The organism is Micromonospora sp. NPDC005194, from assembly GCF_040608335.1.
In the GTDB taxonomy this organism is placed as follows: domain Bacteria; phylum Actinomycetota; class Actinomycetes; order Mycobacteriales; family Micromonosporaceae; genus Micromonospora.
The window spans coordinates 224,550-240,561 of record NZ_JBEXIA010000005.1 but is presented as its reverse complement, the minus strand read 5'-3'; the positions used below and the strand labels follow the sequence as shown (position 1 = coordinate 240,561).

Genomic DNA, 16,012 nt, shown 5'->3' with positions numbered 1-16,012 from the left:
CTATCAGAAGTCCCGTTCGCGTCTCCAAAGCCCTTGACTCAAGTCCCGATCGCCAAACGCAACAGCGTTGACATCCAGGATCGAGCACGATCTTGCACGTCGGACCGATTGTCAGGAACGTGGCCGGCGCTCCGGTCCGTTCCGCCGCACCCGCTCCCGCACCCGAAGGAGCAGGAAGAGGAGCAGGACGGTCATCGCCAGGGCGCCGGGGGCCTTGGTGAAGCGGGCCAGGTTGGTGCCGTCGGGCAGGACCAGGAAGGCCGCGACCGCCACCGGCAGCGCGAACCACGTGGTCCGGGCGGAGGTGAGCGCGAGCAGCGCCAGCGGCCAGGTCGCGTACCAGGGGTGGAAGACCGGGGCCAGGACGACGGTGGCGACCAGTGCGAGGCCCGCGCCGTGCAGTGCCGCACGGCACCGCGCCGAGCCGGCCGCCGGCCTGTCCACGCCGCTCGGATCGCGATCATCTGCCCGCAGCTCTCGCGGCGGCGCTCCGGGCGGGCCAGCCCGCAGTTCTCGCCAGGCGCGCCACCACAGCACCAGGAGCACGACCGCGAGCAGCACCAACGCGACCGCGCGGGTCACCGGCACCGCCTGCGGGTCCCGCCCGACCAGCGCGCCGGCGTAGTCCACCACCAGGCCGACGGCGGTGGGCGGTGACGTCCACTGCTCGGAGTCTCCGCTGCGGGTCAGCCCGCCCACCCAGCCGAAGCCGAGGCCGGACAGGGCCGAGGTGACCAGCAGCGCGGCCAGCAGCCCGCCGGCCAGCCAGCCGCCGTCGCGCAGCAGCGCGCGTACGGTGTGCCGGCCGTGCACCGCGGCCAGCGCGGCGAACGGGGCGACCACCACGGCGGTGGCCTTCACCGTGACCGCCAGGCCGAGCAGCACGCCGGCGAGCAGCAGCGCCGCGGGCCGGCCCGGCCGGCGGACCACCACCAGCAGCCCGCACAGCAGCAGCCCGAGCATCACGGCGTCGTTGTGCGCCCCGGCCACCAGGTGCACGCCGACCACCGGCGCGGCCAGCGCCAACCAGGCCGCTCGCCGGGTCGGCACGCCGGCCGCCCGCGCCAGGCCGGGCAGGCAGTACGCCGCCAGGAGCAGGCCCGCCACGGCGATGACCCGCAGCGCCACGATCGTGCCGGTGAGGCCGCCGCCGACACCCACCGCGAACGCCGCGAGCAGCACGAAGACCGGCCCGTACGGAGCAGGCGTGTCCCGCCAGATCGGCGCCACCGTCTCCAGCCACGGGCAGCCGGCCGCCGCCACCGGAACCGCGTACGGGTCGACGCCGTGCGCGTACGTCCAGCCCTGGCAGGCGTACGAGTAGACGTCCCGGCTGCCCAGCGGCGGCGCGACCAGCAGCGGGAGGGCCCACAGCCCGGCGGTGACGTACGCCCACCGACCCGACGGCGCACCGGCGCGCAGTGACCACCAGGCGCCGACCAGCAGCGCCGTGCCGATGAGCCAGCAGGTCAGCGTCGTCGGGCCGTGCGGGGCTCGCCAGATCGACGCCGGTGTCGCGCCCAGCGGGGCGTCGGGCAGCGCCCCGCCGAGATACCCGGCAACGGTGAGCAGGATCGCGCCGACCAGGCCGGCATACCGGGCAAAACGGGCCACCGAAAGACCGTAGAGCGGCGGCGGTACGCCGGGAGTGGTTACCGGCGCACCGTCCCTCAGTCGGCGGCGACCGGCTGACGGGCCGCCCGAGCCGACCGTACCAACCGGATGACCAGCACGATCACCAACAGCGTCATCAGCGGCGCCCCGACCGACTTGGTGAACCGGGGCAGCCCGGTGCCGTCGGGCAGCACCAGGAACGACGCGACAAGCGCGACGACCGTGAACCATCCGGTACGCCGGGCGGTGGCCGCGAGCACGGCCAGCGGCCAGATCCAGTACCAGGGGTGGAACAGCGGCGCGAGGGCGACCGTGGCGGCCAGCGCCAGAGCGGCGTGCCACAGCGGCTCCCGGGTGCGGGCCCGCCACCACAGCCACACCAGCAGCAGCACCAGCACGGCCATGCCGATCCCCCGGGTGACCGGCAGGGCGTCGAGGTGCCCGCCGAAGGGCACCGCCAGGTAGCCGACGGTCTGGCCGACCGCCGTGGACGGCGACGTCCAGGCGATCACGTCGCCGCCTCGGGCCAGGCCGCCGACCCAGCCGAAGTCCAGTCCGGCGGCGAAGGTCACCCCGACCACGACGGCGACCGCGCCGCCGACGACCCAGCCGCCGTGGCGGATCAGCGCGCGGATCGAGTACCCGCCGACGATCGCCGCCAGCGCCGCGAACGGCACCACGACCAGCGCCGTCACCTTGATCGCGGCGGCCAGCCCGAGCAGCGCGCCACCGGCGAGCAGCGGACCGGGGCGGCCGGGCCGCGAGGCGATCACCGCGAGCCCGGCGACCAGCAGGCCGACCATCAGGGCGTCGTTGTGCGCGCCGGAGACCAGGTGCACGGCGACCAGCGGGCAGCCGAGCGTCAGCCAGACCGCCCGGGGAGCCGGTACGCCGGCGCGACGGGCCAGCACCGGCAGGCTGGCCGCAGTCAGCGCCACCCCGGCCACGGCGATCAGCCGGAACACCACGATCGCGCCGGTCAGCGAGCCGGTGGCCTTGACCACCGCGCCGGCGAGCACCACGAACAGCGGCCCGTACGGCGCCGGCGTGTCGCGCCAGATGTAGGAGATGGTGTCCAGCCAGGGGCAGGGCAGCGCGGACACCCCCTGCTCGTACGGGTTGATCCCGGCGGCGTAGCTGGCGCCCTGGCAGGCGTACGCGTAGACGTCGCGGCTGGCCAGCGGCGGCGCGATCAGCACCGGCAGCAGCCAGAGCCCGACGGTGACCAGCGCCCAGCGGGTCGATGGCACGCGCTCGCGCAACGACCACCAGGCGTACGCCAGCAGCGCGGTGCCGACCAGCCAGGCGGCGAGGACCAGCGGCCCGTTCGGGCCCTGCCAGATGCTGACCGGGGTGGGGCGCAGGGGTGACCCGGGCAGGGCGCCGCCGAGGAACGCGGCGACGGCGAGCAACGCCGATCCGGCCAGTCCGGTCCAGCGCGCGAGGTGGTGAGGCACGCCGGACATGCTGCCAGTACGGTTGTCGCGGTACGGAGGTGGGCATGCGGCGCAGTCGGGTGGTGGCGGTGGCCACCGGTTCCGCAGTCGTGCTCGGCGCGCTCTGGCTGGCCCTGCCGCTGATGGGCTCGGACCTGGCCGCACAGGTCGCCCGGGCGGACTTCTTCGCCGCCCACGGCCTGACACCGATCGATCTGCGCTGGTACGGCGGGGTGCAGCAGTTCGGCTACAGCCTCGTGTCCCAGCCGGTGATGGCCCTGCTCGGCGTGCGGGTGACCGGTGCGCTGGCGCTGGTGGCGTCGGCCGCCGCGCTGGCCGCGCTGCTGGTCCGCAGCCCGGTGCCCCGAGCGCTGCTGGGCAGCCTGGTCGGCGTGGTCACGCTGACCGGCAACCTGGTCTCCGGCCGGGTGACGTACGCCCTGGGGGTGGCGTTCGGGCTGGCCGCGCTGCTGGCGCTGACTCGGGGCGTACCCCCGCGTCGGCGGCTCGCGCTCGCCGCGGTCGGCGCGCTGCTGGCGTCGGCGACGAGCCCGGTGGCGGGCCTGTTCGTCGGCCTGGCGGGCGTGGCGCTGTTGCTCACCCGCCGCTACGCCGACGGTCTGACGCTCGCTGTCGCGGCGGCCGTGCCGCTGGCCGCGACCGCGCTGCTCTTCGGCGACGGCGGCTGGATGAACATCAGCCGCACCGACACCCTGCGCGCGGTGGTGACCAGCCTGGTGGTGGCGGCGCTGGTGGCGTACCGGCCGGTGCGGGTCGGCGCGCTCCTCGCCGCCGCCGGGGTGCTCGCCGCCGCGCTGGTCCACACCCCGGTGGGGTTGAACGCGACCCGGCTGGCGACGATGTTCGCGTTGCCGGTGCTGGCCGCCGCCGCCCGGCCACCAGCCTGGCTCACCGCCCGCCTCGCCCGCCTCGCCCGCCGGCACGCCGACCGCCCCGCGCCGCCCAATGCCGCCCGGCCCGACGCCGCGCCGCCCAGCACCGCGACGCCCGAGCGGTCGCGGCGTGCTCGCCTGCTGGGCGCCGTGGGCCTGACCGCGCTGCTGGTGGCCGTCTGCGGGTGGCAGCCGCCGGTGGTCCCCGCCGACCTGCGCGGCATCGGCGACCCGATCAGCGCGCCCGGCTACCACGCGCCGCTGCGCGCGTTCCTGGCCGGGCAGCGGCTCACCGGCCGGGTCGAGGTGCCGCCGACGCGCAACTACTGGGAGGCGGCCCGCCTCGGCGAGGTGCCACTGGCCCGGGGCTGGCTGCGGCAGGCCGACATCGACCGAAACCCGCTGTTCTTCACCACCGTGCCCGGCGCGACCGGCACCGGCGTGCCGCTGACCCCGGCCAGCTACCGGGCCTGGCTGGCGGAGAACGCCGTGCAGTACGTGGCGGTGCCGGACGCCCCGCTGTCCTGGGTGGGACGGGCCGAGGCGGAGCTGGTCGAGGGCGGCCTGCCGTACCTGACGCCGGTCTGGTCCGGCGCGCACTGGCGGGTCTGGGCGGTGGCCGACCCGACGCCGCTGGTCGCCGCGCCCGCCGAGCTGGTCCGCGCCGACGGCGCGGCGCTGACCTTCCGGGCCCCGACCGCCGGCCCGGTCGCGGTCCGCGTCCGCTACAGCCGCTGGCTGGCCGCGTCCGGTGGCGCCACCGTCTCCGCCGACGGGGTCTGGAGCGTCGTCACCGTTCCCCACGCCGGCGAGTACACCGTCGGCAGTTGACCGGCGCTACGCCTCCAGCACCCGCTGCGCGGCGGCGCGCGAGCGCCGGCCGGTGCGCAGGTACTCGTCCAGGAACTCCCCCGGGTCGTCGCGGCCGAGCAGCCGGACCACCCCGGCCAGCTCCACCCCGTGCCGGGGCAGTTGGTCACCGGCGCGGCCCCGGACCAGCATCAACGCGTTGCGGACCTGCGCGGCCAGGGACCAGCCGGCGGCCATCTCGGCGGCGTCCGCCGGGTCGATCAGGCCGGCCCGCTCGGCGGCCGCGAGGGCATCGAGGGTACGCGTGCCGCGCAGCTCCGGGATCGCTCCGGCGTGCCGGAGCTGGACGAGCTGGACCGCCCACTCCACGTCGGCCAGCCCGCCCCGGCCCAGCTTGGTGTGGGTGGCCGGGTCGGCGCCGCGCGGCAGCCGCTCGGTCTCCACCCGGGCCTTGATCCGGCGGATCTCAACGATCTGCTCGCGGGTCAGCCCCTCGGCCGGGTAGCGCACCGGCTCGATCATCGCCTCGAACTCGGCGCCCAGGTCGGCGTCGCCGCAGACGAACCGGGCACGCAGCAGCGCCTGCGCCTCCCACACCCGCGACCAGCGGGCGTAGTACTGCGCGTACGCGGCGAGGCTGCGCACCAGCGGACCCTGCCGGCCCTCCGGACGCAGGTCGGCGTCGACACCGAGCGGCGGGTCGGGGGCGGGCACCCCGAGCAGCCGCCGCAGCTCCTCGGCGATCGCGTGCGCGGCGGCGCTGGCCGCGCTCTCGCCGCTGTCGGCGGGCGGGTCGTAGACGAAGAGCACGTCGGCGTCGGAGAGGTAGTTCGACTCGTACCCGCCCAGCCGGCCCATCCCGATCACCGCGAACCGCAGCCCGGCCGGCGCCGGCTGGCTGGCCCGGGCGGCGCGCAGCGCGGCGGCGAGAGTGGCGTCGGTGACGTCGGAGAGCGCCGTGCCGACCTCGGTGATGTCGGCCAGGCCGACGGCCGGCCGCGTCGTGCCGTCCGGCCGGGTCGGGGTGGGAGCGAGCGCGCCGGCGCGGCAGAGCACGTCGGCGCACGCCACGCGGACCAGTTCCCGGCGGCGCAGCGCCCGCACCGCGCGGGTCGCCTCGACCGGGTCGGTGTGTCGGGCCGCCGCCGCCAGGAAGCCCTCCCGCAGCACCGCCCGTGGGCGCGGCGCCAACTCGTTCTCCTCGGCCAGCAGCCGCAGCGCCTCCGGATCGCGGGCGAGCAGGTCGGCGACGTACCGGGAGAGGGCCAGGACCCGGGCCAGCCGCCGCGCGACGGGACCGCCGTCGCGCAGCAGCCGCAGGTACCAGGGGGTGCTGCCCAGCTTGTCGGAGACCTTGCGGTAGTTGAGCAGCCCCCGGTCCGGCTCCGGCGCGTCGGCGAACTCGCTCAGCAGCACCGGCAGCAGGGTCCGCTGGATGGCCGCGGTACGGCTCACCCCGCCGGTGAGCGCCTGGAGGTGACGCAGCGCCCCGGCCGGGTCGGCGAAGCCGAGGATCTCCAACCGGTGCCGGGCGGCCTCCGGGGTGAGCCGCAGCCCGTCGGCCGGCACCCGGGCCACCGACTCCAGCAGCGGCCGGTAGAGCAGCTTGGCGTGCAGCCGGCGTACCTCGGTGGCGTGGGTGACCCACTCGGCCCGGAAGCTCTCCACGGCGTTGCGTCCCGGCGTGGCCGTGAAACCCAGCGCGGCGGCCAGCCAGCGCAGCGCGGACGGCTCGGTGGGCACGGTGTGCGTACGCCGCAGGGCCTGCAACTGGAGCCGGTGCTCGACGCTGCGCAGGAAGCGGTAGCCGCGCAGCAGCGACTCGCCGTCGGCGCGGCCGACGTAGCCACCCGCGACCAGCGCACGCAGCGCCGGGATGGTGCCCGGCGCCCGCAGCGTCTCGTCGCCGCGACCGTGCACCAGTTGCAGGAGCTGGACGGCGAACTCGATGTCGCGCAGCCCGCCGGGACCGCGCTTGATCTCGCGTTCCAGCTCCTTCGGCGGGATGTTGTCGATGATCCGGCGGCGCATCGCACGGACGTCCTCGACCGCCTCGGGTCGTTCGGCGGCCCTCCACACCAGCGGGGCCAGCTGGTCGATCCACTCCTGGGCCAGCGGCAGGTCCCCGGCGGCCGGACGGGCCTTGAGCAGCGCCTGGAACTCCCAGGTGCGCGCCCACCGCCGGTAGTAGGCCAGGTGGCTGGCGAGGGTGCGCACCAGCGGGCCCCGGTTGCCCTCGGGCCGCAGCGCGGCGTCCACCGGCCAGGCGACAAGCCCGCAGATGTGGATCAGCCGGGTCGCCACCAGGGTCGCGGCCGGCAGGTCGCCGTCCTCGGCCGCCACGAAGATCACGTCCACGTCGGAGACGTAGTTCAGTTCGCCGCCGCCGCACTTGCCCATCGCCACCACGGCCAGCCGGGGTCGCTCGGTGCCCTCCGCCAGCTCGTCGACGGCGATCTCGTACGCCGCGGCAAGCGTCGCGTCGGCCAGCGCGGACAGCGCCGCCATGGTCTGCTCCAGGGCCCGGCCGCCGGTGAGGTCGGCCGCCGCGATCCGCAGCAACGCCAGCCGGTACGCGGTCCGCAGCACCGCCACGGGGTTGCCGTCGCCGGCCGGTTCCAGTCGACCCTCGGCGATCGGCGCGAGCCCGTCCGGGGCGGTGCGCAGCGCCAGGCAGTGCTCCGGGTTGGCCACCAGATGATCACCGAGCGCCGACGACGCGCCCAGGACGGCGATCAGTCGACGCCGCAGCCCAGGGTCGGCGAGCAGCTCCGCGATCAGCGGCGAGCTCGCGCCGCTGCCGCCAGGCCCGCCGTCGCCGCTGATGCGCCGTTCGGCCTCGACGATGCGGTGCAGTTGGCGCAGCGCCAGATCCGGGTCGGCGGCGCGGGACAGCGCGGCGAGCAGCTCCTTGGCCGGCTCGTCGACCGGCTCCTGCTCGACCGGCTGCCAGAGGCCCAACCCGTCCGGGCCGAGCAGGTCGGCGGCGCGGGCTCCGCCGTCGCCCTCGGCGACGCCGAAGCCGTAGCGGGCGAGCCGGCCCGGCGCCCTCGTCGGCCGGCTCATCAGTGCCCGAGCAGCGGCAGGCCCCGCCGCGTCGTGCTGTCGTCCAGCTCGCCGAGGGCCAGCGCCGCGAACCGGGCGGCGAACGGCTGCCAGACCTCCTCGACGTCGACCATCACCGAGTCGCAGGCCGCCACGACCAGCTCCGGGTCGTAGCCCAGCTCCGCGAGCTGGGCCGAGTCGGTGGCCCAGTCGGCGATCATCGCGGTGTCGCACTCGATGTGGAACTGCAGCCCCCAGGCCCGGTCGCCGAGCCGGAACGCCTGGTGCGGATACCGGGTGGAGGCCGCCAGCAGGGTGGCGCCCCGGGGCAGCTCGGTGATCTCGTCGGAGTGCCACTGGAGCACGTCCGGGATCAGCGGCACGTACCGGAACAGCGGGTCGCCCTCCGCGGCGTCACGCCGACCGACCACGCCGGGGCCGATCTCCGGCCCGGACGGGCTCCGCTCGACCAGCCCGGCGTGCGCGGTGGCGAGCAGCTGCGCGCCCAGGCAGACGGCCAGGGTGGGCACGCGGTACCGGACCGCCTTGCGCAGCAGCCCCTCCACGGCCGGGAACCAGGGTGCGCCGGGCGAGCCGTCCGGCAGCGGGTACGCCTGCTGGTCGCCGCCGAGCACCACCAGCGCCGCGTACCCCTCCAGGTCGGCGGGGAGCTCTTCGCCGGCGTGCGGGCGGACCACCCACAGCTCCAGCCCAGTCTCGGTCAGCCACTCACCCAACCGGCGTGCGTCGTCCGTCGGGTCGTTCTCGATCACCAGCGCGGTTGCCACGCGTCGAGGCTAGCCGGTACGTCCCGCAGCGCCACGCCCCGCCACTCGGATCCCCGCGCCGCGCGCCGGGGTTGCTGGCCGGCGCGCCCACCGGCGTCGACGGCCGGCGTTCGCTGCTCGTCAGGCTCCACGGTGTCGTTAGGCTCTGCGGTTGTGATCAACGAGGATTCGGCAGTCGTCCGCCCACCCGTCCTGCGCCCCGGGGACACGGTGCTGCTGGTGTCACCGTCCGGGCCGACCTCGCCGGAGCGGGTCGCCCGGGGGATGGAGTTGCTCACCGGGTGGGGCCTGCGGCCGGTGCCGGCGCCGAACGCGTACGCCCGCCACGGCTACCTCGCCGGCACCGACGACCTGCGGGCCGCCGACCTGAACGCGGCGTTCGCCGACCCGCAGGTGCGCGGCGTGATCTGCACCCGGGGCGGGTACGGCGCCCAGCGGATCGTGGACGCCATCGACATGGCCGCCGTCCGCCGCGACCCGAAGGTGGTGGCCGGCTTCTCGGACATCACCGCGTTGCAGCTCGCCCTGTGGCGGGGCGCCCGGCTGGCCGGGGTGCACGGCCCGGGGGCCGCCTGGCGGGACGAGCGGACGTCGCTGCGCTCCGCCGAGTCCCTGCACGCGGCGCTGATGACCACCGAGCCGGTGACCGTCGAGGCGGTGCCCACCGAGGAGACCTTCGGCGTACGGGTGCCGGGTCGCGCCACCGGCACCCTGCTGGGCGGCAACCTGTGCCTGATCGCCGCGTCGATCGGCACTCCGGACCTGCCCGATCTGACCGGTGCCGTGCTGTTGATCGAGGACGTGCAGGAGCCCCCGTACAAGGTCGACCGGATGCTCACCCACCTGCGCCGCGCCGGAGCGTTGGACGGGCTGGCCGGTGTGGCGGTCGGGCAGTTCTCCGACTGCGGCGACGGCTGGGAGACCACGATCGTCGACGTCCTCACCGAACGCCTCGGCGACCTGGGCGTACCGGTCCTCGGCGGCCTCCCCATCGGCCACGGCCCCGACCAGCTGACCGTCCCGGTAGGCACCACCGCAACCCTGGACACCGACACCGGAACCCTGACGGCCACCCCCGCCGTCCGCTAGCCCCCGCCTCCCACCCTCCCGCCGCCTCCCGCCCGCTTCCCACCCCGGTGATCAAGAGGTTTGGGTCATTTTCGGGCCGGATCGTGACGCAAACCTCTTGATCACCGGGGTCAGGGGGTGGGGGTGGGGTCAGGTGGGCTACTGCGCCGATCTCCAGGGCTGCCCAGACTCCGTCTCGCCGTCGGGCCCCAGGCGGGCGATCCCGCCGGCCTGGACCAGCGTCAGCCACAACGCGCCGTCGGGCCCAACCGTGATGCCGTACGGGCCGGTGTCCGACCCGGTGAGAGGAATCTCCCGAATCTCGACGGTCATCGCGAGGTGTCCCTCCGTTGGCGGCCACCAACCCTGACCGCCTGACCAACGACGACACAACCGATTTCCCCGCGCACCGCCACGATCGGCAGCCCGCTGCTCGACGGGCAGCCCGCTGCTCGATTTTCAGCTCGCTGACAGGGTCGCCACGGGTCGCGCCCAGAATCAGCCGTCACTGTCGGTGACGACATCGCCGCATCACCGACTTTCTGGAGGACAGCATGTCCCGCACCATCCGTAGGAAGCACCTGCTGGCCGGCCTGGCCACCGCGGGCGTCCTCGGCGTGGGGATCGCCGCCCCGACGATCGCGTTCGCCGCGGGCACCCCGACGCCGACCCCGAGCGCCAGCACCGCCACCGCTCCCGGAGCGAAGGCCGACCGGCAGGGTGAGTTCGCCGAGGCGCTCGCCAAGGAGCTGGGTGTCCCCACCGACAAGGTGACCGCCGCGCTGGAGAAGGTCCGCGAGCAGCACCGGCCCGCCGATCGTCCGGCGCGCCCGTCCGCCGAGGACCGGCAGGCCGCGCTCAAGGAGCGGCTGGACCAGGCGGTCAAGGACGGCAAGCTCACCCAGGAGCAGGCCGACGCCATCACCAAGGCCGTCGAGGCCGGCGTCTTCCCTGGCCCCGGCGGCGGCCACCGTGGGCCGGGCGGCGACCGTGGGCCGGACGGCCACGGCGCTCCCGCGGGTACGCCCGGCAAGTAGCCCGACAGGTCGGCCTCCGACCACCCCGGGCAGCGTGCCCCCAGGGGTCCCGCGTGATCCACTCCGTTTCGCCGATGTGGCGGCGTCCATCGCACTCGGACGCCGCCACATCGGCGACCTGGAGTCGATCATGCCCCTGGGACTGACGTCAGCCCCGGCGTGGCGGGGGCCGCGCGCGTCAGCCCTGGGTGGGCGGGGGTGCGAACACGCCGATGCGATTTCCCGTCGGGTCGAGCAGGTGGGCGAGCGTGAGTCCGCTGGGTGCGGTCCGCGCCGGCACCAGCACCTTCGCGCCGGCGGCCTCGGCCCGCCGGCAGGTCTCCGCCACGTCGTCGACCTCGGCGTAGAACACCGCGTAGTTCGGGGACGTCCCGTCGGTCGCCCGGATCGCGCCGCCGATCCCGGTGTCACCGCCGGCACCAGTCACCCGATAGGACCCGCCGCTACCGGCGCCCTGCTCCTCGAAGGTCCAGCCGAACAGCTCGCCGTAGAAGCGTTCCGCCTCCTCCGGCCGGTCGGTGCCGATCTCGAACCAGGTGATGGGCGTCGTGGACACGTGCTGCCTCCAGAGTTGCCGGGACGGCGGTTCGCCGTCGTCCAGAGCAGTTTCGGGGCCGTCCGCGACACCGTCCTGTCGGTGTTTCCGGATCACCCGACGGAGATCGGTGCGTGCCCGACCCGACTCAGACCAGGCTCAGCGGGCGGACCCGTTCCCGGGGGATGTCGAGATCCGTCAGGCGGAGCTCCCGGACCACCACCTCGGGCAGCGCCCGGACGTCCCCGATCCGGTCGGTACGGAAGCAGCGCAGCTCGTCGCGCAGCCGGCACCAGGCGAGCAGATACCAGTGTCGGGGGTTGCCGAGGTAGCCCAGCGGCTCGACGTCGCGCACCGAGTCGGTGCCGGCGCGGTCGGCGTACCGGATGCGCAGCACCCGCCGCGCGGTGACCGCGTCGGCGACGGTGGCCGGGACGGGCGTGGCCGGCCCGTCGCCGATCAGGTGCACCCGGCCGGCGAGGCGGTGCGCCTCGGCGGCGTCGGCGGCCGGCAGCACCGCCACCAGCTTGCGCAGCGCGGTGGCGCCCGGCCCGGCGAACGGGGTGCCGGCGAGCCGGTGCAGCGCGACGGCCATCGCCACCGCCTCGGCCGGGGTCAGGTTGACCGGCGGCAGGGTGCGGGCGCGGTCCAGGACGTAGCCGCCGGTGCGCCCGGGTTCGGCCCAGATCGGCACCCCGGCCTCCTGGAGCGCGCCGATGTCCCGCTCGATGGTCCGGCTGCTCACCTCGAAGTGGGCGGCCAGCCAGCGGGCGCTGCGGGGCCGGGGCGACACCGCCCGCAGCTCCTCGACCAGGGCGTAGAGCCGGTCCGTGCGGTTCATGCCCGGCACGCTACGGCCGGGGTACGACGACAGCCCGGGACGCGGCGCGCTCAGGCGACCCCCGCTCAGGCGATGCAGGCGCAGACGATCAGAGCCGCGCCGAAGTGCGTGGCGGCGCTGACCCGGGCCGCCGGGTGCGGCTCGGACGAGCAGATGACCTCACCGAGCTTGCCGGGGGTGAGCAGGTCGAGCACGAAGAAGGCGAGCGCCATGATGGCCAGCCCGACGAGCCCGAACACCACGGTGGAGGCCAGCCCCCGGCCGAAGTCGCTGTAGCTCGTCAGGATCGCCGTGAAGACGATGCCGGCGATGCCGAGCTGGTTGGCGGCGAGCAGCAACCCCGCGTTGGCGTTGCGCTCGACCCAGATCAGCTCCCGCAACCGCCCCGGGGTCAGCAGGTCGACGAGCCCGAACCCGGCAGCCATGAGCCCGACGCCCACGACCCCGAACACGACGCTCTGCCAGGCACCGCTGAGCAGGTCCTCCAGCACCGACTGCCTCCCGACTCTCCGCCCGGAGGGGTACCGGCGCGGTGATCGAGACGATAGCGGCAGCGCGCCACCCCGTCAGCCCCGCGACTACAGCGCCAGGTAACGCTGCCGCTCGTACGGGGTGACCTCGCGGCGGTACTGCTCCCACTCGGCCCGCTTGTTGCGCAGGAAGAAGTCGAAGACGTGCTCGCCGAGCACCTCGGCGACCAGTTCGGATCCGGCCATCACGTCGATCGCCTCGGCCAGGTTCTCCGGCAGCGCCTCGTACCCCATGGCGCGGCGCTCGGCGCTGCTCAGCGACCAGACGTCGTCCTCGGCGCCCGGCGGCAGCTCGTAGCCCTCCTCGATGCCCTTCAGGCCGGCGCCGAGCAGCACCGCGAAGGCGAGGTACGGGTTGGTCGCCGAGTCCAGCGACCGGACCTCGACCCGGGCGGAGTTCGGCTTGCCGTACGCCGGGACCCGGACCAGCGCGGACCGGTTCAGGTGACCCCAGCAGACGTACGCCGGGCTCTCGGTGATCCGGTCCGGCAGGGCCTGCGGGAACAGCCGCTTGTACGAGTTGACCCACTGGTTGGTGACCGCCGTGTACTCCCGGGCGTGCACCAGCAGGCCGGCGATGAAGGACTTCGCCACCTTGGAGAGCTTCATCGGGTCGCCGCTGTCGTGGAAGGCGTTGCGCTCGCCCTCGAACAGCGACAGGTGGGTGTGCATGCCGCTGCCCGGCTGGTCGGTGAACGGCTTCGGCATGAAGCTGGCCTGCACACCGGTGGAGAGCGCGACCTCCTTCACCACGTGCCGGAAGGTCATGATGTTGTCGGCGGTGGTCAGCGCGTCGGCGTAGCGCAGGTCGATCTCCTGCTGGCCGGGGGCGACCTCGTGGTGGCTGAACTCCACCGAGATGCCGATCCGCTCCAGCGCCAGCACGCCCTGGCGGCGGAAGTCGCGGGCCACCGCGTGGGTGGTGTGCTCGAAGTAGCCGCCGGTGTCCACCGGGGTGGGCACCGAACCGTCCTGCGGGCCGTTCTCCAGCAGGAAGAACTCGATCTCGGGGTGGGTGTAGAAGGTGAAGCCCTTCTCGGCCGCCTTGGACAACGCGCGGCGCAGCACGTGCCGCGGGTCGGCCCAGGACGGGCCGCCGTCGGGCAGCAGGATGTCGCAGAACATCCGGGCGCTCTCGCCGCTGACCCCACCCTCGAACGGGAAGACCTGGAAGGTGGTCGGGTCGGGCATGGCCACCATGTCCGATTCGAAGACCCGGGCGAAGCCTTCGATGGCCGAGCCGTCGAAGCCGATGCCCTCCTCGAAGGCCGCTTCCAGCTCGGCGGGCGCCACCGAGACGCTCTTGAGCGTGCCCAGCACGTCCGTGAACCACAGCCGGACGAACCGGATGTCCCGCTCTTCCAGCGTACGGAGGACGAACTCCTGCTGACGGTCCACTTCCCCAACCCCTCGCGACAACTCTTTTGTCCGCCTTGGTCGGGCTGTACCCGACCTGACCGCCCAGTGTTCCCGGGCCTGGTTACGCAGACGTTACGCGAACCGCCGCCGTCCGTCCCCTCGCGTCCCGCCCGCCGAACGGTACCGATCCGGCCTGGCCGTCGCGCGGCGCTCGCGCGTGGCCGCCATCTCGTCCGACGGTACGGATTGCTCCGGCCATGCTGAGGCAAGATGAGGACATGCCCACCCTGCGTCTCGCCCTGTCCCAGGTCAACCCGAGCGTCGGCGACCTCGCCGGCAATGCCGACCTGGTCCGCAGCTGGACCCGCCAGGCCGCCGACGCCGGCGCCCAGCTCGTGCTCTTCCCGGAGATGATGCTGACCGGCTACCCGGTCGAGGACCTGGTCTTCCGGCGTTCCTTCGTCGCCGCGTCCCAGGCCGCCCTCCAGCGGCTCGCCGCCGACCTCGCCGAGGACGGTCTCGGTGACCTGCCGGTCGTGGTCGGCTACCTGGACGCCGACGGGCCGCCGCAGATCAGCGGGGACGCCGAGCCGGGCCGGGGTGCCCGCAACGCCGCCGCGCTGCTGCACCGGGGCACGGTGGTCGCCCGCTACTTCAAGCACCACCTGCCCAACTACGGCGTCTTCGACGAGGACCGCTACTTCGTCTCCGGCGACCAGCTGACCGTGGTGCGGATCGGCGGGGTGGACGTCGCGCTGACCATCTGCGAGGACCTGTGGCAGGCCGGCGGCCCGTTCGCCGCCGCCCGGCAGGCCGGCGTCGGCCTGGTGGTCAACATCAACGGTTCGCCGTACGAGCTGAACAAGGACGACATCCGGCTGCCGTTGGTTCGCCGCCGGGCCGCCGAGGCGAACGCCGCCATCGCGTACGTCAACATGATTGGCGGCCAGGACGAGCTGGTCTTCGAGGGCGACTCGATGATCGTCACCTCCGACGGCGAGCTGCTCACCCGCGCCCCGCAGTTCGTCGAGCACCTGCTCGTGCACGACGTCGAGCTGCCGGCCGCGACCACGGCCCCGGGCAGCCGGAACGTCGCGGACGACATGCGGGTCGCGCACCACACGGTGGACGTGATCCCGCCCGCGCCGTCCGGCCCGGCCGCCGTCGGCGGGCTGATCGAGCCGGTGGCCGACGAGGCCGAGGTGTGGCACGCGCTGGTGCTCGGCCTGCGCGACTACGTCAACAAGAACCGGTTCGCGTCGGTGGCGCTCGGCCTCTCCGGCGGCATCGACTCGGCGGTGGTGGCCGCCCTCGCCGTCGACGCGCTCGGCCCGGACCGGGTGGTCGGGGTGTCGCTGCCCAGCCAGCACTCCTCCGAGCACTCCCGTGAGGACGCCGCCGACCTGGCCAAGCGCACCGGGCTGGACTACCGCGTCGAGCCGATCCAGCCGATGGTGGACGCCTTCCTCGCCAACCTGTCGCTGTCCGGGATCGCCGTGGAGAACCTCCAGGCCCGGGTCCGCGGTGTCATCCTGATGGCGCTGTCGAACCAGGAGGGCCACCTGGTGCTCACCACCGGCAACAAGAGCGAGCTGGCGGTCGGCTACTCCACCCTGTACGGCGACTCGGTGGGCGGTTTCAACCCGATCAAGGACGTCTGGAAGACGCTGGTCTGGCGGCTGGCGAAGTGGCGCAACGCGGACGCGGCCCGCCGCGGCGAGACCGCCCCGATCCCGGAGAACTCGATCGGCAAGCCGCCGAGCGCCGAGCTGAGCCCGGGCCAGCTCGACAGCGATTCCCTGCCCGACTACGACGTGCTGGACCCGATCCTGATCGGCTACGTCGACGGCGACCTGGGCCGCGACGGGCTGGTCGAGTCGGGCCACGACCCGGCCGTTGTCGACAAGGTGCTGCGGCTGGTGGATACCGCCGAGTACAAGCGACGCCAGTCGGCGCCCGGCACGAAGATCTCCATGAAGGCGTTCGGCCGCGACCGTCGTCTGCCGATCACCAACCGCTGGCGCGAGCACGGCTGAGCCCGTCCTCCCGGGCCGGG

At 74.5% G+C, this 16,012-nt stretch carries 13 protein-coding genes; 4 read left to right on the top strand and 9 right to left on the bottom strand.

The features are described 5' to 3' along the window. Positions 1-111 precede the first annotated feature (111 nt). Both mptB (ABZU53_RS06685) and mptB (ABZU53_RS06680) read right to left on the bottom strand, forming a co-directional pair. A complete protein-coding gene (gene mptB, locus ABZU53_RS06685; protein WP_355064338.1) occupies positions 112-1,614 on the bottom strand; it encodes a polyprenol phosphomannose-dependent alpha 1,6 mannosyltransferase MptB in 1,503 nt (500 codons plus the stop codon). 56 nt (positions 1,615-1,670) lie between these two features. Continuing rightward, positions 1,671-3,071, bottom strand: a complete 1,401-nt coding sequence (mptB, locus tag ABZU53_RS06680) for a polyprenol phosphomannose-dependent alpha 1,6 mannosyltransferase MptB (protein WP_355064336.1) — start codon at positions 3,069-3,071, stop codon at positions 1,671-1,673. Between the two features lie 44 nt (positions 3,072-3,115). Here mptB (ABZU53_RS06680) and ABZU53_RS06675 point away from each other — a divergent pair, with 44 nt between their 5' ends. Further along, positions 3,116-4,774, top strand: a complete 1,659-nt coding sequence (locus ABZU53_RS06675) for a hypothetical protein (protein WP_355064334.1) — start codon at positions 3,116-3,118, stop codon at positions 4,772-4,774. A 6-nt stretch (positions 4,775-4,780) separates the two neighbouring features. Here the strand turns inward: ABZU53_RS06675 and ABZU53_RS06670 are convergent, their stop codons facing one another. Then, positions 4,781-7,819, bottom strand: coding sequence for a bifunctional [glutamine synthetase] adenylyltransferase/[glutamine synthetase]-adenylyl-L-tyrosine phosphorylase (locus ABZU53_RS06670; RefSeq protein WP_355064332.1), 3,039 nt, complete (start codon positions 7,817-7,819; stop codon positions 4,781-4,783). Then, entirely contained in the window at positions 7,819-8,586 is a 768-nt protein-coding gene (locus ABZU53_RS06665) for a type 1 glutamine amidotransferase (protein WP_355064330.1), read from the bottom strand. Before ABZU53_RS06665 ends, ABZU53_RS06670 begins: the two co-directional genes overlap by 1 nt. A gap of 153 nt (positions 8,587-8,739) precedes the next feature. Between ABZU53_RS06665 and ABZU53_RS06660 the strand changes: the two genes are divergently transcribed. Next, positions 8,740-9,675 (top strand): LD-carboxypeptidase, encoded by a 936-nt coding sequence (locus ABZU53_RS06660; protein ID WP_354862343.1) that lies wholly within the window; start codon positions 8,740-8,742, stop codon positions 9,673-9,675. 138 nt (positions 9,676-9,813) lie between these two features. On the opposite strand, the gene ABZU53_RS06655 is transcribed toward ABZU53_RS06660, so the two are convergent. Next, positions 9,814-9,987, bottom strand: a complete 174-nt coding sequence (locus ABZU53_RS06655; RefSeq protein ID WP_355064328.1) for a hypothetical protein — start codon at positions 9,985-9,987, stop codon at positions 9,814-9,816. A gap of 221 nt (positions 9,988-10,208) precedes the next feature. Here ABZU53_RS06655 and ABZU53_RS06650 point away from each other — a divergent pair, with 221 nt between their 5' ends. Beyond that, complete coding sequence (locus ABZU53_RS06650) at positions 10,209-10,691, top strand: hypothetical protein (RefSeq protein WP_354862339.1); 483 nt, start codon at positions 10,209-10,211, stop codon at positions 10,689-10,691. A gap of 178 nt (positions 10,692-10,869) precedes the next feature. On the opposite strand, the gene ABZU53_RS06645 is transcribed toward ABZU53_RS06650, so the two are convergent. From ABZU53_RS06645 to glnA, 4 genes are all read right to left on the bottom strand, one after another. Then, positions 10,870-11,247, bottom strand: a complete 378-nt coding sequence (locus ABZU53_RS06645) for a VOC family protein (protein ID WP_354856677.1) — start codon at positions 11,245-11,247, stop codon at positions 10,870-10,872. Positions 11,248-11,374: 127 nt separating this feature from the next. Further along, positions 11,375-12,067 (bottom strand): YafY family protein, encoded by a 693-nt coding sequence (locus ABZU53_RS06640; RefSeq protein ID WP_355064326.1) that lies wholly within the window; start codon positions 12,065-12,067, stop codon positions 11,375-11,377. A 65-nt stretch (positions 12,068-12,132) separates the two neighbouring features. Then, complete coding sequence (locus ABZU53_RS06635) at positions 12,133-12,558, bottom strand: DUF350 domain-containing protein (RefSeq protein WP_354856673.1); 426 nt, start codon at positions 12,556-12,558, stop codon at positions 12,133-12,135. An 87-nt stretch (positions 12,559-12,645) separates the two neighbouring features. Next, entirely contained in the window at positions 12,646-13,995 is a 1,350-nt protein-coding gene (glnA, locus tag ABZU53_RS06630) for a type I glutamate--ammonia ligase (RefSeq protein WP_354856670.1), read from the bottom strand. 239 nt (positions 13,996-14,234) lie between these two features. On the opposite strand from glnA, the gene ABZU53_RS06625 reads away from it, so the two are divergent. Then, positions 14,235-15,992, top strand: a complete 1,758-nt coding sequence (locus ABZU53_RS06625) for an NAD+ synthase (RefSeq protein ID WP_355064324.1) — start codon at positions 14,235-14,237, stop codon at positions 15,990-15,992. The last annotated feature ends 20 nt before the right edge of the window (positions 15,993-16,012 follow it).

Excerpts from the sequence above, each read along its gene's own strand:
- ABZU53_RS06640 (WP_355064326.1), bottom strand. The coding sequence starts at position 12,067 with ATGAACCGCACGGACCGGCTCTACGCCCTGGTCGAGGAGCTGCGGGCG.
- ABZU53_RS06650 (WP_354862339.1), top strand. The coding sequence starts at position 10,209 with ATGTCCCGCACCATCCGTAGGAAGCACCTGCTGGCCGGCCTGGCCACC.
- ABZU53_RS06655 (WP_355064328.1), bottom strand. The coding sequence starts at position 9,987 with ATGACCGTCGAGATTCGGGAGATTCCTCTCACCGGGTCGGACACCGGC.
- ABZU53_RS06625 (WP_355064324.1), top strand. The coding sequence starts at position 14,235 with ATGCCCACCCTGCGTCTCGCCCTGTCCCAGGTCAACCCGAGCGTCGGC.
- ABZU53_RS06670 (WP_355064332.1), bottom strand. The coding sequence starts at position 7,819 with ATGAGCCGGCCGACGAGGGCGCCGGGCCGGCTCGCCCGCTACGGCTTC.
- ABZU53_RS06675 (WP_355064334.1), top strand. The coding sequence starts at position 3,116 with ATGCGGCGCAGTCGGGTGGTGGCGGTGGCCACCGGTTCCGCAGTCGTG.